The organism is Nesterenkonia maliinae, from assembly GCF_051262655.1.
Lineage (GTDB): Bacteria > Actinomycetota > Actinomycetes > Actinomycetales > Micrococcaceae > Nesterenkonia.
On sequence record NZ_JBIMEY010000001.1, the window covers coordinates 133,678 to 159,531 of the forward strand.

At 68.0% G+C, this 25,854-nt stretch carries 21 protein-coding genes; 17 read left to right on the forward strand and 4 right to left on the reverse strand.

From position 1 onward, the window contains the following. Positions 1-41: 41 nt before the first annotated feature. Entirely contained in the window at positions 42-2,783 is a 2,742-nt protein-coding gene (gene aceE, locus ACHAA4_RS00615; RefSeq protein WP_435772269.1) for a pyruvate dehydrogenase (acetyl-transferring), homodimeric type, read from the reverse strand. Positions 2,784-3,028: 245 nt separating this feature from the next. On the opposite strand from aceE, the gene ACHAA4_RS00620 reads away from it, so the two are divergent. Beyond that, the gene (locus tag ACHAA4_RS00620; RefSeq protein WP_435772270.1) at positions 3,029-3,505 is read left to right on the forward strand and encodes a DUF3052 family protein; all 477 of its coding nucleotides are present in this window, start codon (positions 3,029-3,031) and stop codon (positions 3,503-3,505) included. Further along, on the forward strand, positions 3,502-4,026 hold the full coding sequence (locus ACHAA4_RS00625) for a redoxin domain-containing protein (protein WP_435772271.1): 525 nt from the start codon (positions 3,502-3,504) through the stop codon (positions 4,024-4,026). The genes ACHAA4_RS00620 and ACHAA4_RS00625 overlap by 4 nt, the downstream gene beginning before the upstream one ends. A gap of 12 nt (positions 4,027-4,038) precedes the next feature. Here the strand turns inward: ACHAA4_RS00625 and ACHAA4_RS00630 are convergent, their stop codons facing one another. From ACHAA4_RS00630 to ACHAA4_RS00640, 3 genes are read right to left on the reverse strand one after another with little or no spacing between them, the layout of a single operon-like run. Next, complete coding sequence (locus ACHAA4_RS00630) at positions 4,039-5,058, reverse strand: COX15/CtaA family protein (RefSeq protein ID WP_435772272.1); 1,020 nt, start codon at positions 5,056-5,058, stop codon at positions 4,039-4,041. Positions 5,059-5,066: 8 nt separating this feature from the next. Next, positions 5,067-5,828 (reverse strand): ABC transporter permease, encoded by a 762-nt coding sequence (locus tag ACHAA4_RS00635; RefSeq protein WP_435772273.1) that lies wholly within the window; start codon positions 5,826-5,828, stop codon positions 5,067-5,069. Beyond that, positions 5,825-6,796: an ABC transporter ATP-binding protein gene (locus ACHAA4_RS00640; RefSeq protein ID WP_435772274.1), complete on the reverse strand. Its 972-nt coding sequence runs from the start codon at positions 6,794-6,796 to the stop codon at positions 5,825-5,827. Before ACHAA4_RS00640 ends, ACHAA4_RS00635 begins: the two co-directional genes overlap by 4 nt. 199 nt (positions 6,797-6,995) lie before the next feature. On the opposite strand from ACHAA4_RS00640, the gene ACHAA4_RS00645 reads away from it, so the two are divergent. From ACHAA4_RS00645 to ACHAA4_RS00715, 15 genes are all read left to right on the forward strand, one after another. Beyond that, positions 6,996-7,922, forward strand: a complete 927-nt coding sequence (locus ACHAA4_RS00645) for a helix-turn-helix transcriptional regulator (protein WP_435772275.1) — start codon at positions 6,996-6,998, stop codon at positions 7,920-7,922. Then, complete coding sequence (gene sufB / locus ACHAA4_RS00650; protein ID WP_435772276.1) at positions 7,919-9,376, forward strand: Fe-S cluster assembly protein SufB; 1,458 nt, start codon at positions 7,919-7,921, stop codon at positions 9,374-9,376. The genes ACHAA4_RS00645 and sufB overlap by 4 nt, the downstream gene beginning before the upstream one ends. Before the next feature lie 137 nt (positions 9,377-9,513). Further along, on the forward strand, positions 9,514-10,803 hold the full coding sequence (sufD, locus tag ACHAA4_RS00655) for a Fe-S cluster assembly protein SufD (protein ID WP_435772277.1): 1,290 nt from the start codon (positions 9,514-9,516) through the stop codon (positions 10,801-10,803). A gap of 102 nt (positions 10,804-10,905) precedes the next feature. Beyond that, positions 10,906-11,667: a Fe-S cluster assembly ATPase SufC gene (gene sufC / locus ACHAA4_RS00660; protein ID WP_435772278.1), complete on the forward strand. Its 762-nt coding sequence runs from the start codon at positions 10,906-10,908 to the stop codon at positions 11,665-11,667. 7 nt (positions 11,668-11,674) lie between these two features. Further along, positions 11,675-13,027: a SufS family cysteine desulfurase gene (locus ACHAA4_RS00665; RefSeq protein ID WP_435772279.1), complete on the forward strand. Its 1,353-nt coding sequence runs from the start codon at positions 11,675-11,677 to the stop codon at positions 13,025-13,027. Further along, complete coding sequence (sufU, locus tag ACHAA4_RS00670; RefSeq protein ID WP_435772280.1) at positions 13,027-13,485, forward strand: Fe-S cluster assembly sulfur transfer protein SufU; 459 nt, start codon at positions 13,027-13,029, stop codon at positions 13,483-13,485. Before ACHAA4_RS00665 ends, sufU begins: the two co-directional genes overlap by 1 nt. An 87-nt stretch (positions 13,486-13,572) precedes the next feature. Further along, positions 13,573-13,905, forward strand: coding sequence for a metal-sulfur cluster assembly factor (locus ACHAA4_RS00675; RefSeq protein ID WP_106121711.1), 333 nt, complete (start codon positions 13,573-13,575; stop codon positions 13,903-13,905). Positions 13,906-14,031: 126 nt separating this feature from the next. Further along, complete coding sequence (locus tag ACHAA4_RS00680; protein WP_435772281.1) at positions 14,032-16,968, forward strand: helix-turn-helix transcriptional regulator; 2,937 nt, start codon at positions 14,032-14,034, stop codon at positions 16,966-16,968. Positions 16,969-17,300: 332 nt separating this feature from the next. Further along, on the forward strand, positions 17,301-18,869 hold the full coding sequence (locus tag ACHAA4_RS00685; protein ID WP_435772282.1) for a tyrosine-protein kinase domain-containing protein: 1,569 nt from the start codon (positions 17,301-17,303) through the stop codon (positions 18,867-18,869). Between the two features lie 187 nt (positions 18,870-19,056). Further along, the gene (locus ACHAA4_RS00690) at positions 19,057-19,800 is read left to right on the forward strand and encodes a WecB/TagA/CpsF family glycosyltransferase (protein WP_435772283.1); all 744 of its coding nucleotides are present in this window, start codon (positions 19,057-19,059) and stop codon (positions 19,798-19,800) included. Then, positions 19,800-20,765, forward strand: a complete 966-nt coding sequence (locus ACHAA4_RS00695) for a glycosyltransferase family 2 protein (protein WP_435772284.1) — start codon at positions 19,800-19,802, stop codon at positions 20,763-20,765. Before ACHAA4_RS00690 ends, ACHAA4_RS00695 begins: the two co-directional genes overlap by 1 nt. Beyond that, the gene (locus tag ACHAA4_RS00700; protein ID WP_435772285.1) at positions 20,758-22,245 is read left to right on the forward strand and encodes a polysaccharide biosynthesis protein; all 1,488 of its coding nucleotides are present in this window, start codon (positions 20,758-20,760) and stop codon (positions 22,243-22,245) included. Before ACHAA4_RS00695 ends, ACHAA4_RS00700 begins: the two co-directional genes overlap by 8 nt. A gap of 5 nt (positions 22,246-22,250) precedes the next feature. After that, positions 22,251-23,240, forward strand: a complete 990-nt coding sequence (locus tag ACHAA4_RS00705; RefSeq protein WP_435772286.1) for an ATP-grasp fold amidoligase family protein — start codon at positions 22,251-22,253, stop codon at positions 23,238-23,240. Between the two features lie 5 nt (positions 23,241-23,245). After that, positions 23,246-24,391: an ATP-grasp fold amidoligase family protein gene (locus ACHAA4_RS00710; protein WP_435772287.1), complete on the forward strand. Its 1,146-nt coding sequence runs from the start codon at positions 23,246-23,248 to the stop codon at positions 24,389-24,391. Then, positions 24,388-25,848: a sugar transferase gene (locus tag ACHAA4_RS00715; RefSeq protein WP_435772288.1), complete on the forward strand. Its 1,461-nt coding sequence runs from the start codon at positions 24,388-24,390 to the stop codon at positions 25,846-25,848. Before ACHAA4_RS00710 ends, ACHAA4_RS00715 begins: the two co-directional genes overlap by 4 nt. The last annotated feature ends 6 nt before the right edge of the window (positions 25,849-25,854 follow it).

A 25,854-nucleotide genomic window follows, 5' to 3' on the forward strand; every position in this document is an offset into this window, starting at 1 on the left:
GGGTGTTCATGGTGCATGCCCCTCAGGTGGGGCGTCGGATATCAGGCGTCGCCGCCGGCCTCACCGGAGGTGCCGGCGCGAACGTTGCCGAGATCGTACTTCTTCATCGCGTCGACCGGGGCCGAGGCGTCGACCGCGCCGTCGTCGGCGAGCATCTGCAGAGCGCGCACCACCATCGAGTGGGCGTCGATCTTGAAGTGTCGACGAGCAGCCGCGCGGGTGTCCGAGAAGCCGAAGTTGTCGGCGCCCAGGGTCGCGAAGCGGTTCGGCAGGAACTGCCGGATCTGATCCGGGACCTGGGTGGCGAAGTCGGTGGTCGCGATGATCGGACCCTCGGCTCCCTCCATCTGCTGGGTCACGAAAGGAACCTCGGGCTCGCGCTCGGGATCCAGCATCGCCGACTGCTCCACGTGCAGGGCCTGGCGACGCAGCTCGTTCCACGAGGTGACCGACCAGACGTCGGCCGAGACGCCCCACTCTTCGGCGAGGATCTCCGCGGCCTCCTTGGCCCACGGCACACCGACGCCGGAGGCGAGCAGCTGCACCTTGGGGCCGTCCTGCTCGGAGCTGGAGAGCTTGTAGATGCCGCGCTTGACGCCTTCGACGTCCAGGCCCTCGGGCTCGGGAAGGTGCTGGACGGGCTCGTTGTACACGGTGAGGTAGTACATGACGTCGTGATCGCCGTCGTGATCGCCGTACATCTCGAAGAGGCCGTTCTCCATGATGTGGGCGATCTCGTAGCCGAAGGCCGGGTCGAAATGCTTCACCGCGGGGTTGGTCGCCGCCAGCAGCGGGGAGTGACCGTCGAGGTGCTGCAGACCCTCACCGGCGAGCGTGGTGCGCCCGGCGGTGGCGCCGATGATGAAGCCGCGGGCCAGCTGATCAGCGGCGGCCCAGAAGGAGTCACCGGTGCGCTGGAAGCCGAACATCGAGTAGAAGATGTAGAACGGAATCATCGTCTCGCCGTGGGTGGCGTAGGAAGTGCCGGCGGCGGTGAACGCTGCGGTGGCGCCTGCCTCGTTGATGCCGGGGTGGATCATCTGACCCTGCGGGGACTCCTTGTACGCCAGCATCAGCTCGCGGTCCACGGAGATGTAGTTCTGTCCCTTGGGGTTGTAGATCTTCGCGGTCGGGAAGAACGAGTCCATGCCGAAGGTGCGCGCCTCGTCCGGGATGATCGGCACGATCCGGTGACCGATGTTCTTGTCTCGCATCAGGTCCTTGAGCAGCCGGACCAGCGCCATGGTGGTGGCGGCCTTCTGCTTGCCGGAGCCCTTCTTCGCCTGTGCGTAGGTCTTGGCCTCGGGGAGGGTCAGGCCCTCGCCCGCGGTCCGGCGCTCGGGCACGGCCCCGCCGAGGTGCGCACGACGCTCAAGCGTGTACTTGACCTCGTCGGAGTCCTTGCCCGGGTGGTAGTACGGGACGTTGTAGGGATCGGCGTCGAGCTCCTCGTCGCTGATCGGGATCCGCAGGGTGTCGCGGAAGCGCTTGAGATCATCGACGGTGAGCTTCTTCATCTGGTGGGTCGCGTTGCGTCCCTCGAAGCTCGGTCCCAGGCCGTAGCCCTTGACCGTCTGGGCAAGGATCACGGTGGGCTTGCCGCTGAACTCGGTGGCGGCCTTGTAGGCGGAGTAGACCTTCTTGTAGTCGTGTCCGCCGCGCTTGAGGTTCCAGATGTCGTCGTCGGACATGTCCGAGACGAGCTCCTTGGTCTTGGCCGAGCGGCCGAAGAAGTGCTCGCGGACGAACGCGCCGGACTCGGCCTTGTAGGTCTGGTAGTCGCCGTCGAGGGTCTCGTTCATGACCCGGACGAGCTCGCCGTCGTCGTCCTGGTCCAGCAGCTCGTCCCACTCGCGGCCCCAGAGGACCTTGATGACGTTCCAGCCGGCGCCGCGGAAGAAGGCTTCGAGCTCCTGGACGATCTTGCCGTTGCCGCGCACGGGACCGTCGAGGCGCTGCAGGTTGCAGTTGACCACGAAGTTCAGGTTGTCGAGCTTCTCATTGGCCGCGAGCTGGAGCAGGCCGCGGGATTCGGGCTCGTCCATCTCGCCGTCGCCGAGGAAGGCCCAGACCTGCTGGTCGGAGGTGTCCTTGATGCCGCGGTTGTGCAGGTAGCGGTTGAACTGCGCCTGGTAGATGGCGTTCATCGGACCGATGCCCATGGACACGGTCGGGAACTGCCAGAACTCGGGCATCAGCCGCGGATGCGGGTAGGAGCTCAGGCCGTTGGGGGCCTTGGAGTACTCCTGGCGGAAGCCGTTGAGCTGCTCCTCGGTGAGGCGCCCCTCGAGGTAGGCGCGGGAGTAGTTGCCGGGGGAGGAGTGGCCCTGGAAGAAGACCTGGTCTCCGCCGCCCGGGTGGTCGGCGCCGCGGAAGAAGTGGTTCATGCCCACCTCGTAGAGGGTGGCCACGCCCGCGTAGGAGGAGATGTGTCCGCCCACGGAGATGTCGCTGCGCTGCGCGCGGTGCACCATGATCGCGGCGTTCCAGCGCAGGATGCGGCGTACGCGGCGCTCCATCTCCTCGTCGCCGGGGAAGTCGGGCTCCTGGTCCACCGGGATGGTGTTCACGTAGTCCGTGGTGGTGACCATCGGAACCTCGATGGACTTCGCGCCGGCTCGCTGCAGCAGGGAGCGCACGATGTACTCCGCGCGCTCGGTGCCGTGGAATTCCACGAGCTGGTCAAAAGACTCCAGCCATTCCTGGGTCTCCTCCGGATCAAGGTCCGGAAGTTGGTTCGTCAGTCCGCTGCGGATATGGGAGTTCTCTTCACCAGCGCTCACGGGTCACCTCTCAAGGGGTAAGGGGTCTGGGCCATGCGGTCCGCGGACAAGGATGTTCCACGGGCGGGACCCACGAGGTCATCTGCCACAGGTTGATCAGCGGCCGATTTTAAGCTCAACTCTACCCGCTCGGGTGGTGTCGTACTTCCCGAACCGACAGGGGTCCGCGTAACGTTGCTGGTGGCAGCCCCCTCCTTCGGTGGGAGCTGCGCTTCAGACGTTCATGAATGGGAAGGGAACCTCAGGTGAGTCAGGCTTCTGCAGCCGAGGGTCAGTCGAGCATCTCGACGGACCACAAGAACGACGCCGGAACCAATGTTGTCTCGCTCGGCGACCTGCTCCAGGAGCTGGGGCTCAAGCCCGACTCGCTGGTCCAGGAGATCGGTGTGGATGAGGATGTCGACGACGACTTCCGCGACCGTCTGGAGGACCTTCTCGATGAGGAGCTGCTTGACGAGGACGTCCAGGAAGTCGTCGACGCCGTGCTGGTCTGGTTCCGAGACGGCGACGACGATCTCACCGATGCGCTGGTGGATGCCCTGGGCACCCTCGACGAGGGCGGCGTGCTGTGGCTGCTGACCCCGCGCTCGGGCCGTGAGGGCTATGTGGCGCCGGTGGAGATCCAGGACGCGGCGCCCAATGCCGGTCTGCATGTGACCTCCTCGGCCGGCGTGAGCACCCACTGGGCCGCGACCCGCCTGATGGGGCGCAAGAAGCAGTGACCGACTCGCCGCTCCCGGTGGCAGGGGAGCAGGCGCCCGGCTTCTCCGGGCGGACCCACCATGGCGAGGTGATCGAGCTTGCGCGGCTCGCCGGGTCCCCCGTGCTGCTGATGTTCTATCCCTTTGCCTTCAGCCGGGTCTGCGGCTCCGAGCTGCAGGCACTGATGGCGCGCCAGGACGCTGTCCGCGCCTCGGGCGCGAGGGTGCTGGCGATCAGCTGCGACCCGATGCACGCGCTGCGCGCCTACGCCCAGATGCTCGCCGCCGACTCCACCACGGACACCACCACCGACTTCGCTCAGATCGAGTCTCGCGAGCTGCCCTTCGATCTGGTCAGCGACTTCTGGCCGCATGGGGAGATTGCGCAGCGTTACGGGGCCTTCGATGCGACCAAGGGTGCGGCGCTCCGGAGAAGCTTCCTGCTGGACCCCCGGCTGAGGGTCGCCCACGTCCAAGCGGTGCCGGCCGCAGAGTCCCGCGACCTCGACGAGGCGCTGCGCCTGCTGGGTCGTCTGCGCTGAGCGCCGGGCGGCTCAGGCGCTCGGTGCAGGCTCGGTCTGCCGCGCGGCCGCCTGAGCCGTCACGGCGCTGAGTCCGCGGGTCACGTATCGGGCGCGGTAGCTGTCGAAGACCGCGGTGGCGGTGACCACCAGCAGCGCCGAGCCCAGCATGTGCAGCCCCACCAGGATGACCGGCAGCCCGGTGAAGTGCTGGACGTAGCCGATGACCCCCTGCGCGATGACGACCGCGATCAGACCCCATGCGGAGCGGCGCTGATTCGGGGCCGTGCTGATCCGGTACTGGCGCACCACGAGCGCGATCGCGGCGAAGCACAGCACGTAGACCGGCACCACGTGCATCCGGGTCACCAGGTCCGGGTCGAAGAGGTGCCGGGGCGAGCCGGGGTCCCCGGCGTGGGGTCCGGTGCCAGTCACCACTGTGCCGAGGAACACCGAGACCCATGTGGCCACCAGGATCACCGGGGCCATGGCGGAGGTCACCGCGTCGGAGCCGCCGTGGCTCATCCGGATCCCGGGGACCCCGTCACGCTGGGAGGCGTCCTTCGCGGAGCGCAGCTCCAGCCGGATCCGGTTCAGCAGCATGGTGGCGATCATGACCAGCGCCGCCGAGAGCAGGAAGTGCAGCGCCACGATCCAGGGGTTCAGGTTCGTCCACACGGTGATGCCCCCGATGACCGCCTGCAGCGGGATCCCGGCGAGGATCACCAGGCTCATCCGGAACAGCGGGCGGTGGCTGCGACGCAGGCGCAGCAGCGCGAAGAACATCAGTGCGCAGATCAGCACCAGCACGTAGGTGAGCAGTCGGTTGCCGAACTCGATGGCTCCGTGCAGGCCCATCTCCTGGGTCGCGACCCAGGACTCCGGGGTGCAGCGCGGCCACTCCGGGCAGCCGAGACCTGAGGCGGTCAGCCGGACCGCACCACCGGTGAGGATGATGCCGATGTTGCTGATCAGCGTCGCCCAGGCGAGCACCTTGGTGACCCGGGTGATGCGGGTGGGCAGGTTGGTGCGAAAGGTCTCAATCGCATTCATGGGGAATTTCATCGCCAGTTGAACCACCTTCGTGCGGCCAGGACGGCCAGTGCGGCCCACCCCGACAGAATCAGAGCTTCGAGAACAGGGAACGATCCCTCCAGCGCGGCGGTGCGCAGACCTTCGCCCAGCGCCGCAGAGGGAAGGAGCAGCAGCAGCGCGCCGGCGCCGTCGTGGTCGAGCGGGAAAACCGAGCCGCCCGCGGCGCCGAGCAGCACCCAGACGACGTTGGTCAGCGCCAGCGTCGCCTCGGCGCGCACGGTGCCTGCCAGGAGCAGTCCCAGTGCGGTGAACGCGGTGGCGCCCAGGACGACGACGACGCCCAGCCACACCAGGCCCACCGGGTCCGGGTTCCACCCCAGGACCAGGCCGGCGGTGCCGATCACCAGCACCTGCACGGCGACCACCGCCTGCACCGCGATCGCCTTGCCCAGGATCAGCCCCGTGGCGCCCAGCGGAGTCGTGGCCAGGTAGGCCAGCACGCCGTACTGACGCTCGAAGCCGGTCGCGATGCCCTGGCCGGTGAAGGCAGAGGCCATCACCGCGAGTGCGAGCACACCGGGAGTGATGACGTCGATGCTGGGGGTGGCGGCGGAGGTGATCAGCTCCAGGCGGTGGGCGCCGAAGAGCACCAGCAGCGGCAGGATCAGCGAGACCAGCAGCTGCTCGCCGTTGCGCAGCACGTTGCGGGTCTCATAGAGCCCGTGCGAGAGGATCCGGCGCATCGCCGGACGCGGGGCAGGGGCCAGTGGAGCATGGAGGGCGGTCACGAGACGGAGACCTCCCAGAAGACGTCTTCCAGCGTGCGGGCTTCCATCCGGACCTCCATGGGCATCATGTCGATCAGCTCCCACCAGGCGGCGAGCTCGCGCAGCTGGCTCGGCCCGGACAGACTCGGGGTCATCCACGCCGCGCCCGGAGCGTTGTCGGTGCCGCCGTCGAGCTCGATGCTCACCGGGGCGCTGCCGATCTCTGCCCGGGTCAGCGTCCGGGACGCGGTGAAGACCATGCGCCGCGCGGCGCCGTCTGAGCCCGCTGCACCTGCTGCCGCGCCGGTGAGCTCTGCCACGGAACCGTGCCGCACGACTTCGCCGCCCTTGAGGATGAAGACCGAATCAGCGAGCTTCTGCGCCTCCTCGAGCAGGTGCGTGGTCAGGATGATCCCCATCCCCATCTCGCGCAGCTCATCGATGAGCGCGAAGACGGTCTGCCGGGACTGCGGGTCCAGCCCGGCGGTGGGCTCGTCGAGGAACACCACTTCGGGTCGTCCGAGCAGGCTGGCGGCCAGCGCGACCCGCTGCTTCTGCCCCCCGGAGAGCCGGCGGATCGAGGTGCGCATGAAGTCGCCCATGTCGAGACGAGAGACCAGATCCGCCACGGGCCAGGGGCGCTGGTGCAGCGAGGCCACGTGCTTGAGCAGGGCGTGGGGCTGGACCGACTGCGGCATGCCGCCGTCCTGGAGCATCACGCCGACCCGGGCGCGGAGCTCGGCGCCCGCGCGGAAGGGATCCTGGCCCAGCAGCGCGACGCTGCCCTGTGAGGGGTGCAGCAGACCCTGGGCGCAGCTGAGCGTGGTGGTCTTGCCGGCGCCGTTGGGTCCGAGCAGGACGGTGACCTCGCCCGATCGAGCGGTGAGGTCCACGCCCCGGAGGATCTCTTTGAGTCCCTGGGGGCTTCGAGCTGAGCCGACGGCATAGCGCACGTGGCGCAGGGTCAGACAGGGTGGATGCTGGGGCACTTCACCAGTCTACATTTCTACACCGCGTAGAAGTTTGCGCCGACCGCATGCGACGCGGAGCAGGGCTCGGAGAGGTCTGAATCGGCAGGGTCGAGGGTCTGGGATCCGGGGTCAGCGTCGGAGGCCCCGTGGGGAAGGTCTCGGTCGACTTAGGTGCACCTTGCTGGCGGCTTTGTTCTGAATAGGTCAGAATAGGGTCATGTATTCCACCGCTTCCGAGTCTGCCTCTGCAGCTGCTCAGTCACGCGATGTGGACACCGCTGAACCGATCGCCCCCGGCGAGATGATCCGCGAGGCGGAGAGCACCACTCGCCAGCGGGTCCTGCAGCTGGTGGTCGAGGAAGGCCCGATCAGTGCCGCCGCTCTGGGCAGCGAGCTGCAGCTCACCGCCGCCGCCGTGCGCCGTCACCTCGACGCCATGACCGAACAGGGAATCCTCGAGGTCAAGAACGTCACCACGCGTCGTCGCGGCGCCGGCCGTCCCTCCCGCCGCTATGTCGTCTCCGAGCGCGGACAGCGCACCATGGGCGACGACTACCTCGGTCTGGTGCAGACCGCTCTGACGCTGCTGCAAGACGACAGCGAGACCCAGGACGAGCAGGCTGCGCCCGATGCGGCCGCCGGGCTGGCCCGCGAGTACTTCGCCGGGTTCGAGCAGCGCTGGGAGGCGGAGCTCGGTCAGATCCAGGACCTCGATGCGCGCACCGACCGGCTCTCCGAGCTCTTCAACGAGGAGGGCTTCGCCGGCTTCACCCGCCTGGTGGGCCGAGACAACCCGCTTCTGGCCATGCAGTCCACGCAGCTGTGTCAGGGTCACTGCCCGATCCGGGAAATAGCCGCGGCCCATCCGGTGTTCTGTGAGGAGGAGACCGATATGATCTCCCGCTTGCTCGACGTCGATGTCAGGCGGCTCTCCACCCAGGCGGCCGGTGCCCATGTCTGCACCACCCACGTCCCTGTGGGTCGCGAGAAGCTCGCCGCCGAGCAGCGGGCCCGCGCCGCGGCACATGCCGAGGCGGAACTACAGATCAGCGCCGCAGACGGTGCGACACATCAGTCGCGCAAGGTCAGCGGCGGACGAAAGCGAATCGTCATCTCCCCCCGTCAACAAGAGAGGTTGTCATGACCGAGCAGATCCAGCGCGAAAAGGACCAGGGGGTCACCTCCGACATCCTGGAGCGCAACCCCGAGCTCCAGGGCATCGGTTCCTACGAATACGGCTGGTCGGACTCCGACAGCGCCGGAGCCAACGCCAAGCGTGGCATCGATGAGTCGGTCGTGGAGGACATCTCCTCCAAGAAGAGCGAACCAGAGTGGATGCTCAAGCTGCGCAAGAAGGGCCTGAAGTACTTCCAGCGCAAGCCCATGCCCATGTGGGGCGCAGACCTCTCCGGCATCGACTTCGACAACATCAAGTACTTCGTGCGCTCCACCGAGAAGCAGGCGAAGACCTGGGAAGACCTTCCCGAGGACATCCGCAACACCTACGAGCGGCTCGGGATCCCCGAGGCCGAGCGTGAGCGTCTGGTCTCCGGCGTCGCAGCCCAGTACGAGTCCGAGGTGGTCTATCACCAGATCCGCGAGGATCTCGAGGAGCAGGGTGTCATCTTCATGGACACCGACACGGCGCTGAAGGAGCACCCCGAGTTCTTCGAGGAGTACTTCGGCTCGGTCATCCCCGTGGGCGACAACAAGTTCGCCGCGCTGAACACCTCGGTGTGGTCCGGCGGCTCCTTCGTCTACGTCCCGAAGGGCGTGCACGTGGAGATCCCGCTCCAGGCCTACTTCCGCATCAACACCGAGAACATGGGCCAGTTCGAGCGGACCCTGATCATCGCGGACGAGGACTCCTACGTCCACTACATCGAAGGCTGCACCGCTCCGATCTACGACTCCGACTCGCTGCACTCCGCAGTGGTGGAGATCGTGGTGAAGAAGAACGCCCGCGTTCGCTACACCACCATCCAGAACTGGTCCACCAACGTCTACAACCTGGTGACCAAGCGCGCCGTGGTCGACGCCGGCGGCACCATGGAGTGGATCGACGGCAACATTGGTTCCAAGGTCACCATGAAGTACCCGGCCGTCTACCTCACCGGTGAGCACGCCAAGGGCGAGACGCTCTCGGTGGCCTTCGCCGGCGAGGGTCAGCACCAGGACACCGGTTCCAAGATGGTCCACATGGCGCCGAACACCTCCTCGACCATCGTGTCGAAGTCGGTGGCCCGCAACGGCGGCCGCGCCGCCTACCGCGGTCTGGTCCAGATCAACGAGGGAGCGAAGAACTCCGCGAACTCGGTGGTCTGTGACGCGCTGCTGGTGGACACGATCTCCCGGTCTGACACCTACCCGTACATCGACATCCGCGAGGACGACGTCACGCTGGGCCACGAGGCCACGGTCTCCAAGGTCTCCGAGGATCAGCTCTTCTACCTGATGGCCCGCGGACTCGCCGAAGACGAGGCCATGGCCATGATCGTGCGCGGCTTCATCGAGCCGATCGCCCGTGAGCTGCCTATGGAGTACGCCCTGGAGCTCAACCGTCTCATCGAGCTGCAGATGGAAGGCTCCGTCGGCTGATCGGCCCTCGCTGACGCAGTCCACCCAGCCGCTCGGGGTCACGCACTCCGGGCGGCTGGGGCCTGCCGCCCATTGGGCAGCCTCCGTTGAACCGCGCATCGCAGATCCGCGCATCAGAAACAAGGGAAGAGAAACACATGACGAATTCCGCGTCCGCCGATCAGGCGGAACAGGTCGCAGGAGTCGAGGTCGGGGAAGCCCGCATCTCGATCCCAGGCATGAGCGAGGAGGGCGAGAACCTCGCCACCGCGCATGAAGAGACCGAACACACCCACGGCGGCCTCGGCGAGTCCACCGTCAAGTCCAAGTCCGGCGGCTCCCGCGCCGACCGCACCACCAGCCTGAACGTGGCCGACTTCGCCGTGCCCACCGGGCGGGAGGAGGAATGGCGCTTCTCGCCGCTGAAGAAGCTCGGCCGCGTCCTCTCCGATGCCGCCACCCAGACACCGGTCACGCTGAAGGTGCGCAACCTCGCGGACGGCGTCACCCAGGCGGAGCTCGCCCAGGCCCAGTCCCCGCGCGGCACCGTGTTCTCCGCAGCCGATCGCGCCGCCGTCGTCGGCTACAGCCAGACCGCGCAGGCCGACTACATCTCCGTCGCCGCCGACACCGAGCTCAGAGAACCGGTGTACCTCGACATCACTGGTGAGGCTGCCGGTCACCGGGCCAACGGTCACCTCGTGCTCGAAGCCGGAACCCACTCCAAGGTGGTCTTCGTCATGGAGCACCGCGGCTCCGCCGACGCGAACCTCAACGTGGAGGTCATCGTGCGCGACGGCGCCGACGTCACCGTGGTCTCCCTGCAGCGCTGGGACGACGACGCCATCCACGTGGGCCAGCAGGACGCCGAGGTCGGCCGCGACGCCAAGTACAAGCACGTCTCGGTCACCCTGGGCGGCGAGGTCGTCCGGCTGAACTCCAACGTCCGCTACGCCGCCGAAGGTGCGGAGGCCGCCATGTACGGCCTCTACTTCGCCGACGCCGGTCAGCATCTGGAACACCGCAGCTTCGTGGACCACAACTCCCCGCGCAACAACTCCAACGTGCTCTACAAGGGCGCGCTGCAGGGACAGGACGCCCGCACCGTCTGGGTCGGCGATGTGCTGATCCGCAAGGCTGCCGAGGGCACCGACTCCTACGAGAAGAACCAGAACCTGATCCTCACCGACGGCGCCCGCGCCGACTCGATCCCGAACCTGGAGATCGAGACCGGACTGATCGAGGGAGCCGGACACGCCTCCTCCACCGGACGCTTCGACGAGAACCACCTGTTCTACCTGATGGCCCGCGGCATCCCGGAGAAGGAGGCCCGCCAGCTCGTGGTGCGCGGCTTCCTCAACGAGATCGTCCAGGCCATCGGCGTGGAGTCGATCGAGGACACCATCCACCAGGACCTGGAGAACGAGCTGAAGATCGCTGGCTTCTAGGCGCACCAGCCTCCCTCAGGCACTGGCCGCGACTCTGCCGGCCGCTGCGACTCGCTCGCTCCACCACCAGCACTTACGAACCAAGCAAAGGACACGCAAAGAATGTCTACTCTCGAGATCAAGGACCTGCACGTCTCCATCGAGACCGAGCAGGGCACCAAAGAGATCCTCAAAGGCGTCACCCTGACCATCAAGTCCGGTGAGATCCACGCCATCATGGGCCCCAACGGCTCCGGCAAGTCCACCCTGGCCTCCACGATCGCCGGACATCCCCGCTACAAGGTCACCTCGGGCACCATCACGCTCGATGACGTGGACGTGCTCGAGATGTCAGTGGACGAGCGCGCCCGCGCCGGTCTGTTCCTGGCCATGCAGTACCCCGTCGAGGTCCCCGGTGTGACCATGACGAACTTCCTGCGCACCGCCAAGACCGCCATCGACGGCGAGGCTCCCAAGCTGCGCACCTGGGCCAAGGACGTCCGAGGCGCCATGGAGAAGCTCAAGATCGACGCCGACTTCGCCAACCGCAACGTCAATGAAGGCTTCTCCGGCGGTGAGAAGAAGCGCGTGGAGATCCTGCAGATGGAGCTGTTCAAGCCCAAGTTCGCCGTCCTGGACGAGACCGATTCAGGCCTGGACATCGATGCTCTCCGCGTCGTCTCCGACGGCGTGAACCGCGCCCACTCGGAGAACGACATGGGGACGCTGCTGATCACCCACTACACGCGGATCCTGAACTACATCACGCCGCAGTACGTTCACGTGTTCGTCGACGGCCGCGTCGCCGAGCAGGGTGGACCCGAGCTGGCCGACGAGCTCGAGGCCAACGGCTACGACCGCTTCCTCTCACCGGTCCAGGCCTGAGCCAACCATGTTGAATCCAGACACCGTCCGGGCTGACTTCCCGCTGCTGGGCCGCACGGTCCGTGGCGGGAAGCCCCTGGTGTACCTGGACTCCGGGGCCACCGCGCAGAAGCCGCAGCAGGTCATCGACGCGGAGTCGGCGTTCTACGCGCAGACCAACGCAGCGGTGCACCGCGGTGCGCACCAGATCGCAGAGGAGGCCACCGAGGCCTACGAGGGCTCCCGCGCCGTGGTAGCCGAGTTCGTCGGCGCCCACGAGGATGAGATCGTCTGGACCAAGAACGCCACGGAGGCGCTGAACCTGGTGGCCTATGGCTTCCTCAACGCCAGCCTCGCCGCGACCGCCGCCCCCGGCAGCCCTGCGGCCGAGGCCGTCTCGCCCGAGGCGCAGGCGCACTTCGCGCTGCTTCCCGGGGACGAGATCGTGGTCAGCGAGGCCGAGCATCACGCCAACCTCGTCCCCTGGCAGCAGCTGGCGGCGAAGACCGGCGCCACGCTGCGCTGGATCGGCGTCACCGCTGAGGGCCGGCTGGACCCCGAGACCTACTCGGTGATCGGGGAGCGCACCCGGGTCCTGGCCATCACCCACGCCTCCAACGTCACCGGCGCGATCACCGATGTGGACGCACTGGTGGCCCGGGCACGGGCCGTCGGCGCCTACGTGGTGCTCGACGCCTGCCAGACCGCCGCGCACATGCCGGTGGACCTCCATGCGCTCGACGTCGACTTCGCGGCCTTCTCGGCGCACAAGATGGTCGGTCCCACCGGTGTCGGCGCGCTCTACGGGAAGCGCGACCTGCTGGAGCACCTGCCGCCATTCCTGACCGGCGGGTCGATGGTCGAGGTCGTCACGATGGAGGCCACCAGCTTCATGCCCCCGCCGCAGCGCTTCGAGGCCGGCACGCAGATGGTGGCTCAGGTCGTCGGCTTCCGGGCCGCAGTCGACTACCTGCGCGAGCTGGGCATGGAGCAGGTCGCGGCCCATGAGGCCGCGATGACGCAGCTCCTGCTCGACGGCATCACCTCCGTGCCCGGCGTCCGGGTGCTGGGCCCGCAGGATGCGGCCGACCGGCTCGCCGTCGTCGCCTTCGAGGTGGAGGGCGTGCACCCCCACGACGTCGGCCAGGTGCTGGACAACGCCGGGGTCGCCGTGCGGGTGGGTCACCACTGCGCCCAGCCGATCCACCGCCGACTCGGCGTCCACGCCTCCGCACGGGCTTCGGCAGGGGTCTACACCACCGTCGCCGACATCGAGGCCTTCATCGAGGGACTCCATGAGGTCGTGCGGTTCTTCGCCACGCCGGAGACGCCGGTCAGCGTGCAGGCTTCGACGGCCGAGTCCGGAACGGGGCGAGGCTGATGGCCGACGCGATGGAACAGCTCTACCAGCAGGTCATCCTTGACCACGCCCGGGTGCGCCAGGGCGAGGGCGAGCTCGCCGAGTACGGCGGCGAGTCCTCCCAGATCAACCCCACCTGCGGAGACCAGGTCACCCTGCGGGTGCATCTGGACCCGGCAGGGGAGCGGATCCAGGCGCTCGGCTGGACCGGCCAGGGCTGCTCGATCTCCCAGGCCTCGCTCTCGGTGATGCACGAGCTCGTGATCGATCAGCCGGTCAGCCGGGCTGAGGAGCTCGGCGGCTACTTCCGCGAGCTCATGGCGGCCCGCGGCAAGGAGCTCGACGGCGCACGTCTGGAGGCGCTGGAAGATGCCTCAGCCTTCACCGGTGTGGCACGCTATCCGGCACGGATCAAATGTGCTCTGCTGGGATGGATGGCGCTGCGCGATGCACTCGTCCAGGCCCGCGGCAGGGCATAGACCCTTGACTTCCAGTGTTGCACCCCACAGATGATCGAACCACAGACCACCGCACGTACGCAGAACTTCGAAGGAAAGGAGAGCGCCATGAGTGACGCTGTCACCGCGGCTCAGACGCCGCTGGAAGATGTCGAGGAAGCCCTCAAGGACGTCATCGACCCGGAGCTCGGGATCAATATCGTCGACCTGGGCCTGCTCTACGGCCTCCACTACGCCGAGGACGGTGCGCTGCTCATCGACATGACGCTGACCACCGCAGCCTGCCCGTTGACCGACGTGCTCGAGGAGCAGGTCGGTCAACACATCGGGACCCTCGTCGACGAATGGCGCCTCAACTGGGTCTGGATGCCGCCGTGGGGCCCCGAGAAGATCACCGACGACGGACGTGAGCAGATGCGCGCCCTCGGGTTCAATATTTAAATTTGAACTAAATTTCTGGCCAGGTCTTTTCCTGGGAAGAACCGTGACATAAGCTGTCCCGAAGCAGGTGGCGTCCATGTTTGTACCCTGAAGCAAACAGGATGCCACCTGGGCCAGGGAGCATTCATGTCACGAAGTAACGCTTTTCTGGGCCGGAAATCACAGCTTGAAACCCTCGTGGCGACTGCGGAGACCGTTCACGCCTCCTCCGAGCCGCGGTTCATCTTGATCGAAGGCCCACCAGGTGTCGGCAAGACCACCTTGCTCAACGAGGCCATGTCTCGACTCGCAGGGTGGTCACGCGCGAACGTCTACCTCGATGCCGCCGACCAGGCGACGCCGGGCTATGCCGCCGCGCACCTGCTGCGCAAACCGATGCGCTACCGCGCGCCCACCGATGCACGGGAACTCGCCGTGCTGGTGCAGGAGCAGGCCGACCGCATCAGGGAACCGGTCGTCCTGGTCATCGAGGACCTCCAGTGGATGGATCCGGTGTCCGCAGCCGTGATCTTCCAGACGATCCGGGAGCTCGAAGGCGTCCCGGTGCTCTCGCTGGTGACGGGTCGTCCCACCACGCGACCCGAGCTGCAGCGTCTGACCCGCTACACCGCCACCGCCGGCGAGGCGCTGCGGATCGTGCTGGAACCCTTCACCCAGACCGAGGTCCGCGAGCTGATCCAGCAGCAGACGGGACTGCCCATCAGCGGCAACGTCGCCGCCCGCATCCACGATGCCACCGGCGGATTCCCTGCCTTCCTGGACTACCTGATCCAGAAGCTCACCGTACCCGACGAGGTGATCTCGGCCGCCGCCCTGGACTCGGCGCTGCAGGATCTCGACCGAGGAGAAGGCCCCGCCGAGGCGCAGCGGCTGCTGATCCGACAGATCGTCGAGGAGACCTCCGCGGACGTGCAGGAGGTGCTCGCGCTGCTTGCCCTGGCGCGCTACCCGCTCGCGGTCCACGAGATCAGCGACGTGCTGGGAGCCGAATCGGTCGACGTCGAGGCGCTGCGGAACTCCAGTCTGGTCCAGGAGTCGATGCGATCGGGACGATTCTGGCTGCAGCACCGGATGTTCCAGCGCTGCCTGGTCGCTGACCTGCCTCGCGAGCACCGGGTGGACCTCCACATGCGCCTGGCCCGGACCGAGGGCGGTCCCGGCGCCGTGCGACATCTGGCGCAGGCCGCGCTGCTGGACCCGTCGGTGGGGGACCGGGCCGGAATCGTCGAGTCGCTCACCGACGCGGCGCGCACGGCGAGCCGCACCGGGGACACCGGCGAGAGCCTGGAGCTGAGCAGGCTCGCCTTCGAGGTGGAACGCTCCGGGTCCACGTTGGAGACGCTGTCCTTCGTCGCGATGCGCGCGGGCTCCAGGATCGACATCGAATCGACGATCAGCTGGGCGCACAGCCACGACGACGTGCCCCCGGTGCTGCGCCGGGGCATGCTGGCCCGCGACCGGCTGGAGCGCGGCGATCTGGAAGGAACCCTGCGTTTCCTGGCCGGTGGGGCGGAACTCGCCGACGCGTCACCCCCGGCGCTGCTGTGCTACGCCGACACCGTGCTGCAGGCCTCGCGCACCACGGGGCTGCGAGGCTCCTACTGGCACCTCTTCAAGGTCGCCGAACGCACCGTGCAGGTGCTGCTCAGCCTCGAAGCCCAGCTTGAAGCCGACGACCCGGCCGTGCGCACGCGGATCGCGACCACCGAGCAGCTGTTGGCCGAGACCCGCGGCCTGCGGGTGAGCCTGCAGCTCTGGCGGCTCCTCGAAGGCCTGGTCGACACCGAGCCTGCGTCCTTCTCCGCGGAGGTGCAGAAGCTCCTGGACGAAGTCCGACGCGTGCCCGGCACCGAATCTGCTCAGATGGTGCTGCTGGTGGCCCGGGGCGCGCTGCTGCGCACCGCGGGTCACCTCACGGAGGCCTACGGGGACCTGATCACCGCGATCGAGAACTGGCCCGGACGGAATCGGCGGGCTCTGGCCCATGCGGAGATCCACATCACCTACCTGCTCTTCGAGGCCGGCCTCTGGAGCGAGGCTCAGGCCTTCGCCGAGTCCGCCGCTGCAGAGGTGCTCGACATCCGCGAGGACAATGTCGCTCCGGTGGCCTTCAACGCAGCGCACCTGGTGCCCGCAGCCCGCGGGCCGGCCCTGGGCCGGTCCTTCGACCTGCACGCGCAGACCCAGCGGATGTCCGGCACCAGCCTCGGCCGCGCCGGGCGAGGCTTCGTCGAGGCCTGGGGCGCCACCTCCGCTCAGGACCACGAGCGTGTGGTCAGCAGCGTCCTCGGACTGCAGGTCGAGCTGAACATCTGGTCCCGTGCCATCACCCCGGTGGTGCTGCTGGGCCGGTCCCTGTTCCACAGCGGAAAGGCCCAGGCGCTGCCGGCGCTGATCATCAAAGTCCGCGCCGACGAGCACTCCGCGCCCCCACAGCGCGAGTACGTGCTGCGGCATCTGCGCGGGCTGGCAGCGATGGGCACCGGCAAGCACGCCGCGGCGTATGAGCACCTCAGCGCCGCGATGACGACGATCTCGGCCACTCCGGCGCTGAAGTCGCCGCACGTGCCCGGCGATGGCGGAGCGCTGAGCGTCTACCGCGGACTCCTGGCCCTGGACCTCGGTCACTGTGTCCTGCTCGGCATCGACTCCCTGCAGGACAAGGTGGAGCAGACCTCCGAGTGGCTGCTCTGGGCCGCCTCGATGTTCCAAGGCTGCGGCGCGGAGGGGCTCTTCCATCAGGCCGATGAGCTCTTCCGGTCTCTGCACAAGCCCGGAGCCGCAGCGGGCAGCAGTGAGCGTATCCGGCTGATCGACCTGCCCGAGGGGCTCAGCTCCAAGGCACGGTTCGCGCTGACCGCGCTGACCAGCCGTGAGCGCGAGATCGCGCTGATGGTGGGTCAGGGCCTTTCCAACAAGGACGTGGCAGAGGCGCTGGTCCTCTCAGTGCGCACCGTGGAGTATCACGTCGCCAATGCCCTGGGGAAGCTCACACTGGAATCGCGCCACGCGCTGCGCCGCATGCTCCAGGATGAGGACGACGGAGACCTGCGCAGCGCCTGAACCGGACCTGCCCGGGCTGCTGAACCTGCGGATTCCCGCATCGAACCCGTGATCCGGGACTCTTCGAGGCGCCCTGCTGACCTCACGGATGCCACGGGTCTCTGGGACCCGAAGCCGCTGAGGTGCACCAGCGCGGGAAAAGGGTCGATGCGCAGCTTCTGACCACGGGGAATCACGGGGGTTCCCCCGTAATCCCTGCGGGGGTTCGCTCAGCACCGTGATGAAGCGCACCCCTCCCGGCCTAGCGTGGGCAACGCACCGTGACAGACGCCCCTCCGTTCCAGGGGCGTCTGCACGGTGACCACTGACCTTGCACCGGGAAGTTGTCACCTATGACCTTGCACAACCATGTGCGCATCTGCCGCCGGCGATGGGCGTCGATTCTGCTCCCGACGGTGATCGCCGTGGTCTTGGCGACGGTGTTCTACATATCGCAGCCGACCATCTTCGCCGCCACCACCAAGCTCTATGTCTCCGCTGCCACCGGTGAGAGTCTCGCGGAACTCCCACAGGGCAGCATGGTCGCCGGACAGCGGGTCCAGTCCTACGCCGACCTCGTCACCACCCCCGCCGTGCTGGAACCCGTGATCGAAGATCTGGGACTCGCCATGTCCCGGGCCGAACTTGCCGAGGACATCCGCGCGCAGGTGCCTCGCGACACCCTGCTGCTGGAGATCACCGTGAGCGCCGGCGAGCCCCAGGAGGCGGCAGACCTCGCCAACGCGACGGTGGCCAGCCTGCAGAACCTGGTGAACGAGCTCGAGACCCCGGGGGACGACCCGGTCGCTGCAGGGGACCAGCTCGTGGAGCTGTCGGTGGTTCAGGAGGCGGAGCCCCCGGCCCGCCAGCAGAGCCCCCGACCGGAGCTCATCTTCGGCACAGGCCTCGGCGTCGGACTTCTCTCCGGCCTCGTCCTGGCCTTCCTGCGCGAAGCCCGAGACACCTCGGTCCGCACACTCGGAGATCTCAAGGATCTCACCGCCGCTCCGCTGCTCGGGGTCACCAGAGGAGCACCAAGGACTCCGCGTGGGAAGGACCGCGCCCACCAGCGTCCCGCAGACGCGGTGGCTTCGTTCCGAGAGATGCGCATCCGGCTGATGCGCAACAAGTCCCCGGACTCGCCGAGCTCCTACGTGATCACCAGCTCGGTGGAGAGGGAGGGACGCACCACCGTCGCGGTCAATCTCGCGCGATCACTGGTGGAGGGTGACCGCCGGACGTTGCTGATCGGGGCCGACTTCGGCAATCCGGACATCGTGCACTTCTTCCGCGGCGGCGCACTGAGCAGAGGTCAGGTCACCGACCTCACTCCGGCGGGGCTGAGCGAGGTGCTGGCCGGCCGGGCGTATCTCGAGGACGTGGTCATCGCCGATGCGGAGCCTGGTCTCGACGTCCTGCCGGCCGGTCGGGGGGAGGACCACGGCCTGGAGGCCTCCAGCATGGACGCCATGGCTGCCTTGCTCGAAGGCTGCGCCGAGACCTACGACGTCACCATCGTCGACGCCCCCGCACTGCTAAGCCACTCCGCCGCCGCACTGCTGGCCCAGATCACCACCGGGGTCATCGTGGTGGCACGCTATGGCGAGGTCACCCGGGTGCAGCTGAGCACCGGACTCGATCTGCTGACCCGAGCACGCGCCCGACTGGTCGGAATGGTGCTCACCGGGGTCCCGCTGCGCGGGCCCGACAGCCTGCGGGACCGCCACGCCCCCGGGTCACGACGTCGAGGTCCCGAGGACCGAACGGCCGGAACCGGCGGCCAGACCGGACAGGGCCTGAGCGCGCGCGCCTCGGGACTCTCCGCGGCGCGGCGCCGTCGGCTCCCCGACGGAACCCTGGCCCTCTCCGAGGGCGCCCCGGCCACCGGGCACATCTTCCGGCTGCCGCAGGACAGGACGTGAGCGCCTCCCATGCTGACTGCCACCCCGACTTCAACTCCGGCTCCCGGTCTGACTCCCGGTAAGGTCGCCGCCCTCCCGGCCGCCGAGCCCAACTCTGGCACTGCGTCACCGCAGATCCAGCACCGCGCCAGCGCGCTGCACTCGTCACGTCACCTGCACCGTCGATCCATTCCTGAGGAGATCTGAGATGACTGTCATCCCGTCCCTGAATGTTCCACTGCTCAACGTCGATGTCACTCCGCTGCGCCGCGAGGAGCTGCTCGCCCACATCCGAGACGCCGCCCGCGAACACCGGCGCATGCTCGTCGCCGGACACAATCTGCACTCGGTCTACCTCTGGTACAGCCTTCCGGAGTTCCGCGACTTCTATGATCGCGCCGGCGCCGTCGTCGTCGACGGCATGCCGCTGCTGGCCCTGATGCGGATCGGGCTGAAGGTGCCGCTGCGCACCGAGCATCGCATCGGCTCCACCGACTGGGTGGAGGGCCTGGCGGACCTGGAGGGCATCGATCGGGTGACCCTGCTCGGCGGCACCGAAGCCGCCAGCGCCGCGGTGCTCAAGCACCTGCGCTCACTCGGCGGGCAGGTCGACTGGCAGGCCATCCCCGGTGACCCGTGGCGGACGGAGAACATCGAACAGATCGCAGAGTCCATCCGGGACCACGACCCGCAGGTGCTGCTGATCGGCATGGGCATGCCGCTGCAGGAACGCATCGCCGATCAGCTCGCCTCCCGCATCGATGTCCCGGTGATCGCCACCGTGGGCGGCGCCCTGGATCAGCTCGGCGGCACCCAGTCCCTGGCACCACGGCGCCTCGGGGCGATGGGCCTGGAGTGGGCGTGGCGACTGGCCAACGATCCGCGTCGGCTCGCCGGCCGCTACCTGCTGGAGCCCATGAAGCTCGCAGCCCTGCTGATGTGGAGGGCGTGATGAGCATCGACACCCCCTCCCGGGTCGACACCGGGAGCGCCGTGCCGCTGCGCACGGAGCGCGAAGCACGCTTCGCCGCGGTGCATCCCCGCTCGTTGACCGCCATCATCCCCACCGTGGGCCGCCGCTCGCTCAAGCGGGCCGTGCGTTCGGTCTTGCGCCAGACCTGGGACACCACGGTGCTGGTGGTGCTGGACAGGCCCGAGAACGCCGCGAGCGTGGAGCGGCTGCTCACCGGACTGCCGCACACCATGGTCATCACCCCTGGAGGCCTGGGGGGAGCCGGTGCCCGCAACCTCGGGGTGCGCAGGGCCAGCACGACCCATGTGGCCTTCCTCGACGACGACGACGAGTGGGTCTCCGAGAAGGCCGCGCTGCAGATGGCGGTGGTCGATGACCACACCGTGGTCAGCTCACGCTCGCTGCTCGTGGGATCCTCGAGCCGGGTGGTCCCCGAACGGCTCTACCAGTCCGACGGGGAGGACGCGCAGCCGGTGGTGGACTACATCCTCGACCGTTCCACGCTGCGCCTGCGACGGACCTTCATGCAGACCTCCTCGCTGCTGTGCAGCCGAGCCACGGCGCTCGAGGTTCCCTGGAACGACGAGCTGACCCGACACCAGGACTGGGACTGGCTCGCCCGGCTCGAAGCGGCCGGCAAGACGTTGACCATGCTGCCCGAGGTGCTGGTGCGAGTGCACCAGGCCAGCGACGGCTCGATCTCGCGCAGCGCGGACTGGCAGGCCAGCTCACGCTGGATCGACTCGATCGAGTCCTCCGGGGCCGAGCTCTCACCGCGCTCCCGCGCCGACTTCCGAGCCTCAGTGGTGGCACGGGACGCCTTCGCCTCGGGATCCTGGCACCAGGGGGCCCGCCAATTGGCGAAATGCCTGCGGGCTCGTCCGCATGCGGCAGCCGTCGTGGTCGCGATCTCCGGGATGCTGCAGGTCGGTGGGCATGGCTGAATCGCCAGCGGCCGGAGTCCCGCCGACGCCTGGGCCGAATCGGAGCTGGACCGCGATGTTCATGCGCACCGCCGGTCTGCGGATCGCCGTGCTCCCGATCAGCGCGATCTGTGCCCTCACGACGGCGGGGCTCACCGTGCACTACGCGGGAGTGCTCGCCTTCGGCTTCATCACCCTGGTGGCGCAGCTGCAGCTTGCGCTGCCGTTCGCGGATCTCGGCATGGGAGCGGCCGTCGCCCGAGCGGTGGCCCGAGCCGACGGATCAGCGGCTGCCATGGACGAGGTGCGCACCCTGATCCGGCGCACCGCGCTGCTGCTGACCGTGGTGGGACTCCTCGGCGCCGCGGCTGCCGCCCTGAGCGGGGTGTACGGCATCTGGTCGAGGATGTTCGACGTCCCCGCAGCGCTGGCACCGCAGATCGACCTGGTGATGAGCCTGGTGCTCGTGATCTTCTTCCTGAGCCTCCCGCTTGGGATCGCGGAGCGCGTGCTGGTGGGCCGAGACCGGGCGGACGTCCTGGTGATCCTGGGGCTGCTGCCCTCGGTCGGAAACCTGCTGGTGGTCCTGGTGCTGGGGCAGCTGGGCATCTCCGTGGCCTGGCTGGCGCTGGGGCTTCCGCTGAGCACGCTGGGCTTCCTCGGGGTGTGTGGCTATCTGGCCTTCGTGCACCCGCGCATCGGCATCCGGGGGATCGCCGCAGCCTCGGTGCCGCTCTCCGCCGCGCGCGGTGATCGTCGGAGGCGGGGCACCGAGGCCACCTCGATCAAGCTGATTCTGCTGGGCGGGCTGCCTGTCCTGCTGGCCACCGCGGGGACGGTGCTCTCCGAGCAGCATGGCCGGCTCGTCCTGGCCAGCGCGGCCACAGCGCTGGATCTGAGTGAGTATGCCATCGCCCTGCAGCTCTACATGCCGATCTACTCGGTCCTCTATATGGCGGCGACGGTGCTGTGGCCGCGCTTCGCGGTGGACCCGGGCCCCGAGCTGTGGCGACGTGCCAATCTCATGCTCACGGGTCTCGGCGCGGCCGCTGCCCTGGGCTACGTCATCTTCGCCCGGCCCGTGGCGGATCTCGTCTCCGGCGGGAGCCTCGTGCCGTCCTGGGGAGTGGTGCTCGGACTCGGAGCGGCCCTCGTCGCCCAGTCGGCGCATCTGACCCAGACGAATCTCTTCACCGACCGTCGAGGATTCTGGCTCCAGGCGGCGATGTCACTGGTTCTGCTCGTCATCGTGGTGCCCGGCACGCTGTTCGGCATCCAGCTCGGCCTGGGTCCCGCCGCACCGGGCGTCTCGATGGCCCTGGGCGTGACCCTCGCCCAGGTCATCCCAGGGCTGCTGCTGGCCTCCCGGCTGGTCCACCAGCCCGAGGCCGCCCAGACCCTGGCCGTCGAGACCGAGGACGACCACACCGTGGCCGCAGCGCCCGACCCCCCTGCACCATCCCCGACGCCGGCCCCGCAGGCCGCTTCCCTAGAAAGGTGACCACCATGCACTCCTCATTTCGCAGGCTGCTGACTCCCGTCCCCGACCCGCTCCTCCGCACGATCATGTACCGGCGGAAGTACGGCCGATGGGGCAACTTCAGATCGCCCTCGCGGTTCACCGAATTCCTGACCCAGCGGATGCTCCAGGACCGCGGCCCGGAGATCGCCTGGACCTGCGACAAGCGCGCGATGAAGGCCTACGCCGCCGAACGGGCCCCGTGGATCAACGTGCCAGACACGCTGTGGCACGGCACCGACCTCGATGAGCTGGACCTCTCCACGCTGCCCGATCACTGGGTGATCAAACCGAACCACCGCAGCAAATCGGTCTACTTCGGGGATCGCAGCACGACCTTGGCGGACCTGCGCCGGGTGACCAAAGGGTGGCTGCTTCCCTACGACCGGATCGCGGTCGGGGAGTGGGCCTACGGGCAGGCGCGCCGCGAGCTCATCATCGAGCCCCGCATCGGCGATGGAGCTCCGCTCCGGGAGCTCAACATCTTCGTCTTCCACGGCCAGTTCAAGATCCTGCACACCGATCTGGGACGCTTCCGGCAGTACTTCGCCGAGGTGTTCTACGACCGGGACTGGGAACCGCTGGACATCAGCAACGGCGGACCTCGGGGAGCCGTGGAGCCACGACCGAAGAACTTCGATGACATGGTGCGCGCGGCCGAGGCCCTCGGCGCGGGCTATGACTTCATGCGGGTGGATCTCTCCAACGTCGACGGGGAGCTGTGGTTCGGCGAACTCACCCCCTACCCCTCCGGAGGGATGGACCCCTTCACCCCGGAGTCGGTGGACATCCAGATGGGGGCCTGGTGGGCCGGATTCGACAAGGTGAAGGACTACCCGGACGAGCTGCGGGACCTGACCGAGGAGACGCCGCCCCGGGCTGCGACACCCCCGCCAACCGTGGAGCCGGTCGTGCGCACAGCGCGCCGCGCACCCGCATCGACGCCTGTCCCGCAGGCCGTTCCCCTCGAAAGGTAGTCATCATGCACACCTCATTTCGCAGGCTGTTGGGCCCTGTCCCTGATCCGCTGCTGCGCCGGCTCATGTACCGGCGCAGGTTCGGCCGGTGGGGGAACTTCAAGAGCCCCTCGCGGTTCACCGAGTTCCTTAGCAAGCGGATGCTCGAAGATCGCAGTCCTGAGATTGCCTGGACCTGCGACAAGCGGGCGATGAAGGACTATGCCGCGGAGCAGGCACCATGGATCAACGTGCCGGAGACGCTGTGGCGCGGCACCGATCTCAACGAGCTGGACCTCTCCAAGCTGCCCGATCAGTGGGTAATCAAGCCGAACCATCGATGCAAGGCCGTGTACTTCGGGGATCGCAGCACCACGATCGAGCAGCTGCGCCGCGTCACCAGGGGCTGGCTGCGTCCCTATGACCGGATCGCGGTGGGGGAATGGGCCTATACGCAGGCGCGCCGAGAACTCATCATCGAGCCCAGGATCGGGAACGGACGCCCGCTCATCGATTTCAAGACCTACGTCTTCCGGGGGCGCATGCAGATCCTGCACACCGACGCGGGACGATTCACCGACAACTTCCAGGAGCTGTTCTACACCCGCGAGTGGGAGCCGCTGGACCTCATCAACGAGGCCCCACGAGGGCCGGTCGCCCCTCGTCCGCGGAACTTCGAGCAGATGGTGCGCGCAGCCGAGGCCCTGGGCGCCGGCTATGACTTCATGCGAGTGGATCTCTACAACCTCGATGGTGAGCTGTGGTTCGGTGAACTGACCCCGTACCCCTCCGGGGGAATGGATCCCTTCACCCCCGATTCGGCGGACTTCCAGCTGGGAGCCTGGTGGGCGGGACTCGACACCGCGAAGGAGTGCCCGGACGGGCTGCCGCGTCTGATCACCGCCTCCGCCCCGTCGGAGAGCACCGTCGCGAAGGAGCCGGGCGGCTCGGCCAACGCCGCTTGTCAGGAGAACACCCCGGCGTCGGAGAACACCGTTGCACTGGAAGACCTGGTCGCTCTGGGAGACCTCGTCGGGTTGCACAGCACGGTCCTGGAGCACCCCGTCACGCTGGCTGACGCCGTCGTCTTCGATCATCCTGCCGACCGTGCCCTGCTCGCTGCCGTTGACCAGCTCCGTCTCCAGACGCAGAACGAGGAGTCGCTTCCATGACCAGCCAGCCCTCGATGCTGGAGATCGCCCGCGTCGCGCCGAGCCTGGACTGGATGGGCTCGCCCGCGGGTCCCGCCACGGCCCGGCACTGGCAGCGAGGCTATGCCAGGCGGCTGGTGGTCACCGACCTCGCGGTCATCGGCGGGGTCCTCGCCGGGGTCCACCAGCTGACCTTGCCTGCGGCGCCGATGGCCACCACCGCCGTGCTCGGCGCGCTCTGGATCGCCGCGCTGAGCGTGGGCCGGTCTCGGGACTGGCGCCATATCGGGGCTGACGTCACGGAGTACCGGAGAGTGCTGGCGTCCACGGGCACCAGCTTCGGGCTGCTGTTCACCGCGCTGATCGCCTTCGACCTGGCCGTCCCGCGCGAACACCTGCACTGGTCGCTGCCGATCGGAACGAGCGCCGTGCTGGTGTGCCGGTGGCTGTGGCGCCGCGTGCTGCATGCCCACTGGCGTCGAGGGCGGTGGATCCACCGCGCGGTGGTGGTGGGTCATCCGGCGAAGGTCCGCCACGTGGTCTCGTCGGTGCAGGGATCCAAATCGGTGACCGGCACGACGGTCACGGCGATCCATGAGGTCCACGTTGATCACACCGGTGGTGATGTCGAGGCCCGGGAACGCGTCGTCGCCCAGGTCGTGGACGTCGTGACCCGCGGCGCGGCGGATCTGGTGCTGCTGACCGAGACGGATCTGTTCTCTGCCCAGGGGGTGCGGGAACTGGGCTGGGCGCTTGACGCGCTGGATGTGAACCTCGTCGTGGTGCCGTCCATCACGGAGACCGCCGGCTCGCGGATCACCTCCAACATGGTCGCCGGAGTTCCGCTGCTGCATGTGGCCTACCCGCGGCTGACCGGCACGGCGCGGCTGACCAAGCGCACCTTTGACATCGTGTTCTCCGCGCTGGCGCTGCTGATGCTGGCCCCGCTGCTGATCACCCTCGCGCTCTGGGTCCGGTTGGACAGCCCCGGGCCGGCGCTCTTCCGGCAGGAGCGGGTCGGGATCAATCATTCTCGGTTCTCGATGCTCAAGTTCCGTTCGATGGTGGTCGATGCCGAAGAACGCCTCGCGCTGCTCAAGGCGCAGTCTGAAGGAAACGATGTGCTCTTCAAGATGCGCCGAGATCCGCGGATCACACGCATCGGCGCCGTGCTGCGCCGATTGAGCCTGGATGAGCTGCCACAGTTCTACAACGTGCTGCGCGGGGAGATGTCGGTGGTGGGTCCACGTCCACCGCTGCCGCATGAGGTGGACGCCTATGACGACCACACGCACCGGCGGCTGCTGGTGAAGCCCGGGATCACCGGACTCTGGCAGGTGACCGGCCGCTCGGACCTCTCCTGGGAGGAGAGCGTCAGGCTGGACCTCTACTACGTGGAGAACTGGACGCTGCTGGGAGACGTCCAGATCGTGCTGCGCACCGTGCGGGCGGTCTTCGGTGGAGCCGGGGCGTACTGACCCAGG

What these genes read in the sequence shown, in the direction of transcription:
- ACHAA4_RS00630 (WP_435772272.1), bottom strand. Translation starts at nt 5,058, where the DNA reads ATGAATGCGATTGAGACCTTTCGCACCAACCTGCCCACCCGCATCACC.
- ACHAA4_RS00645 (WP_435772275.1), top strand. Translation starts at nt 6,996, where the DNA reads ATGTATTCCACCGCTTCCGAGTCTGCCTCTGCAGCTGCTCAGTCACGC.
- sufB (WP_435772276.1), top strand. Translation starts at nt 7,919, where the DNA reads ATGACCGAGCAGATCCAGCGCGAAAAGGACCAGGGGGTCACCTCCGAC.
- sufD (WP_435772277.1), top strand. Translation starts at nt 9,514, where the DNA reads ATGACGAATTCCGCGTCCGCCGATCAGGCGGAACAGGTCGCAGGAGTC.
- sufC (WP_435772278.1), top strand. Translation starts at nt 10,906, where the DNA reads ATGTCTACTCTCGAGATCAAGGACCTGCACGTCTCCATCGAGACCGAG.
- ACHAA4_RS00665 (WP_435772279.1), top strand. Translation starts at nt 11,675, where the DNA reads ATGTTGAATCCAGACACCGTCCGGGCTGACTTCCCGCTGCTGGGCCGC.
- sufU (WP_435772280.1), top strand. Translation starts at nt 13,027, where the DNA reads ATGGCCGACGCGATGGAACAGCTCTACCAGCAGGTCATCCTTGACCAC.
- ACHAA4_RS00675 (WP_106121711.1), top strand. Translation starts at nt 13,573, where the DNA reads ATGAGTGACGCTGTCACCGCGGCTCAGACGCCGCTGGAAGATGTCGAG.
- ACHAA4_RS00680 (WP_435772281.1), top strand. Translation starts at nt 14,032, where the DNA reads ATGTCACGAAGTAACGCTTTTCTGGGCCGGAAATCACAGCTTGAAACC.
- ACHAA4_RS00685 (WP_435772282.1), top strand. Translation starts at nt 17,301, where the DNA reads ATGACCTTGCACAACCATGTGCGCATCTGCCGCCGGCGATGGGCGTCG.
- ACHAA4_RS00690 (WP_435772283.1), top strand. Translation starts at nt 19,057, where the DNA reads ATGACTGTCATCCCGTCCCTGAATGTTCCACTGCTCAACGTCGATGTC.
- ACHAA4_RS00695 (WP_435772284.1), top strand. Translation starts at nt 19,800, where the DNA reads ATGAGCATCGACACCCCCTCCCGGGTCGACACCGGGAGCGCCGTGCCG.
- ACHAA4_RS00700 (WP_435772285.1), top strand. Translation starts at nt 20,758, where the DNA reads ATGGCTGAATCGCCAGCGGCCGGAGTCCCGCCGACGCCTGGGCCGAAT.
- ACHAA4_RS00705 (WP_435772286.1), top strand. Translation starts at nt 22,251, where the DNA reads ATGCACTCCTCATTTCGCAGGCTGCTGACTCCCGTCCCCGACCCGCTC.
- ACHAA4_RS00710 (WP_435772287.1), top strand. Translation starts at nt 23,246, where the DNA reads ATGCACACCTCATTTCGCAGGCTGTTGGGCCCTGTCCCTGATCCGCTG.
- ACHAA4_RS00715 (WP_435772288.1), top strand. Translation starts at nt 24,388, where the DNA reads ATGACCAGCCAGCCCTCGATGCTGGAGATCGCCCGCGTCGCGCCGAGC.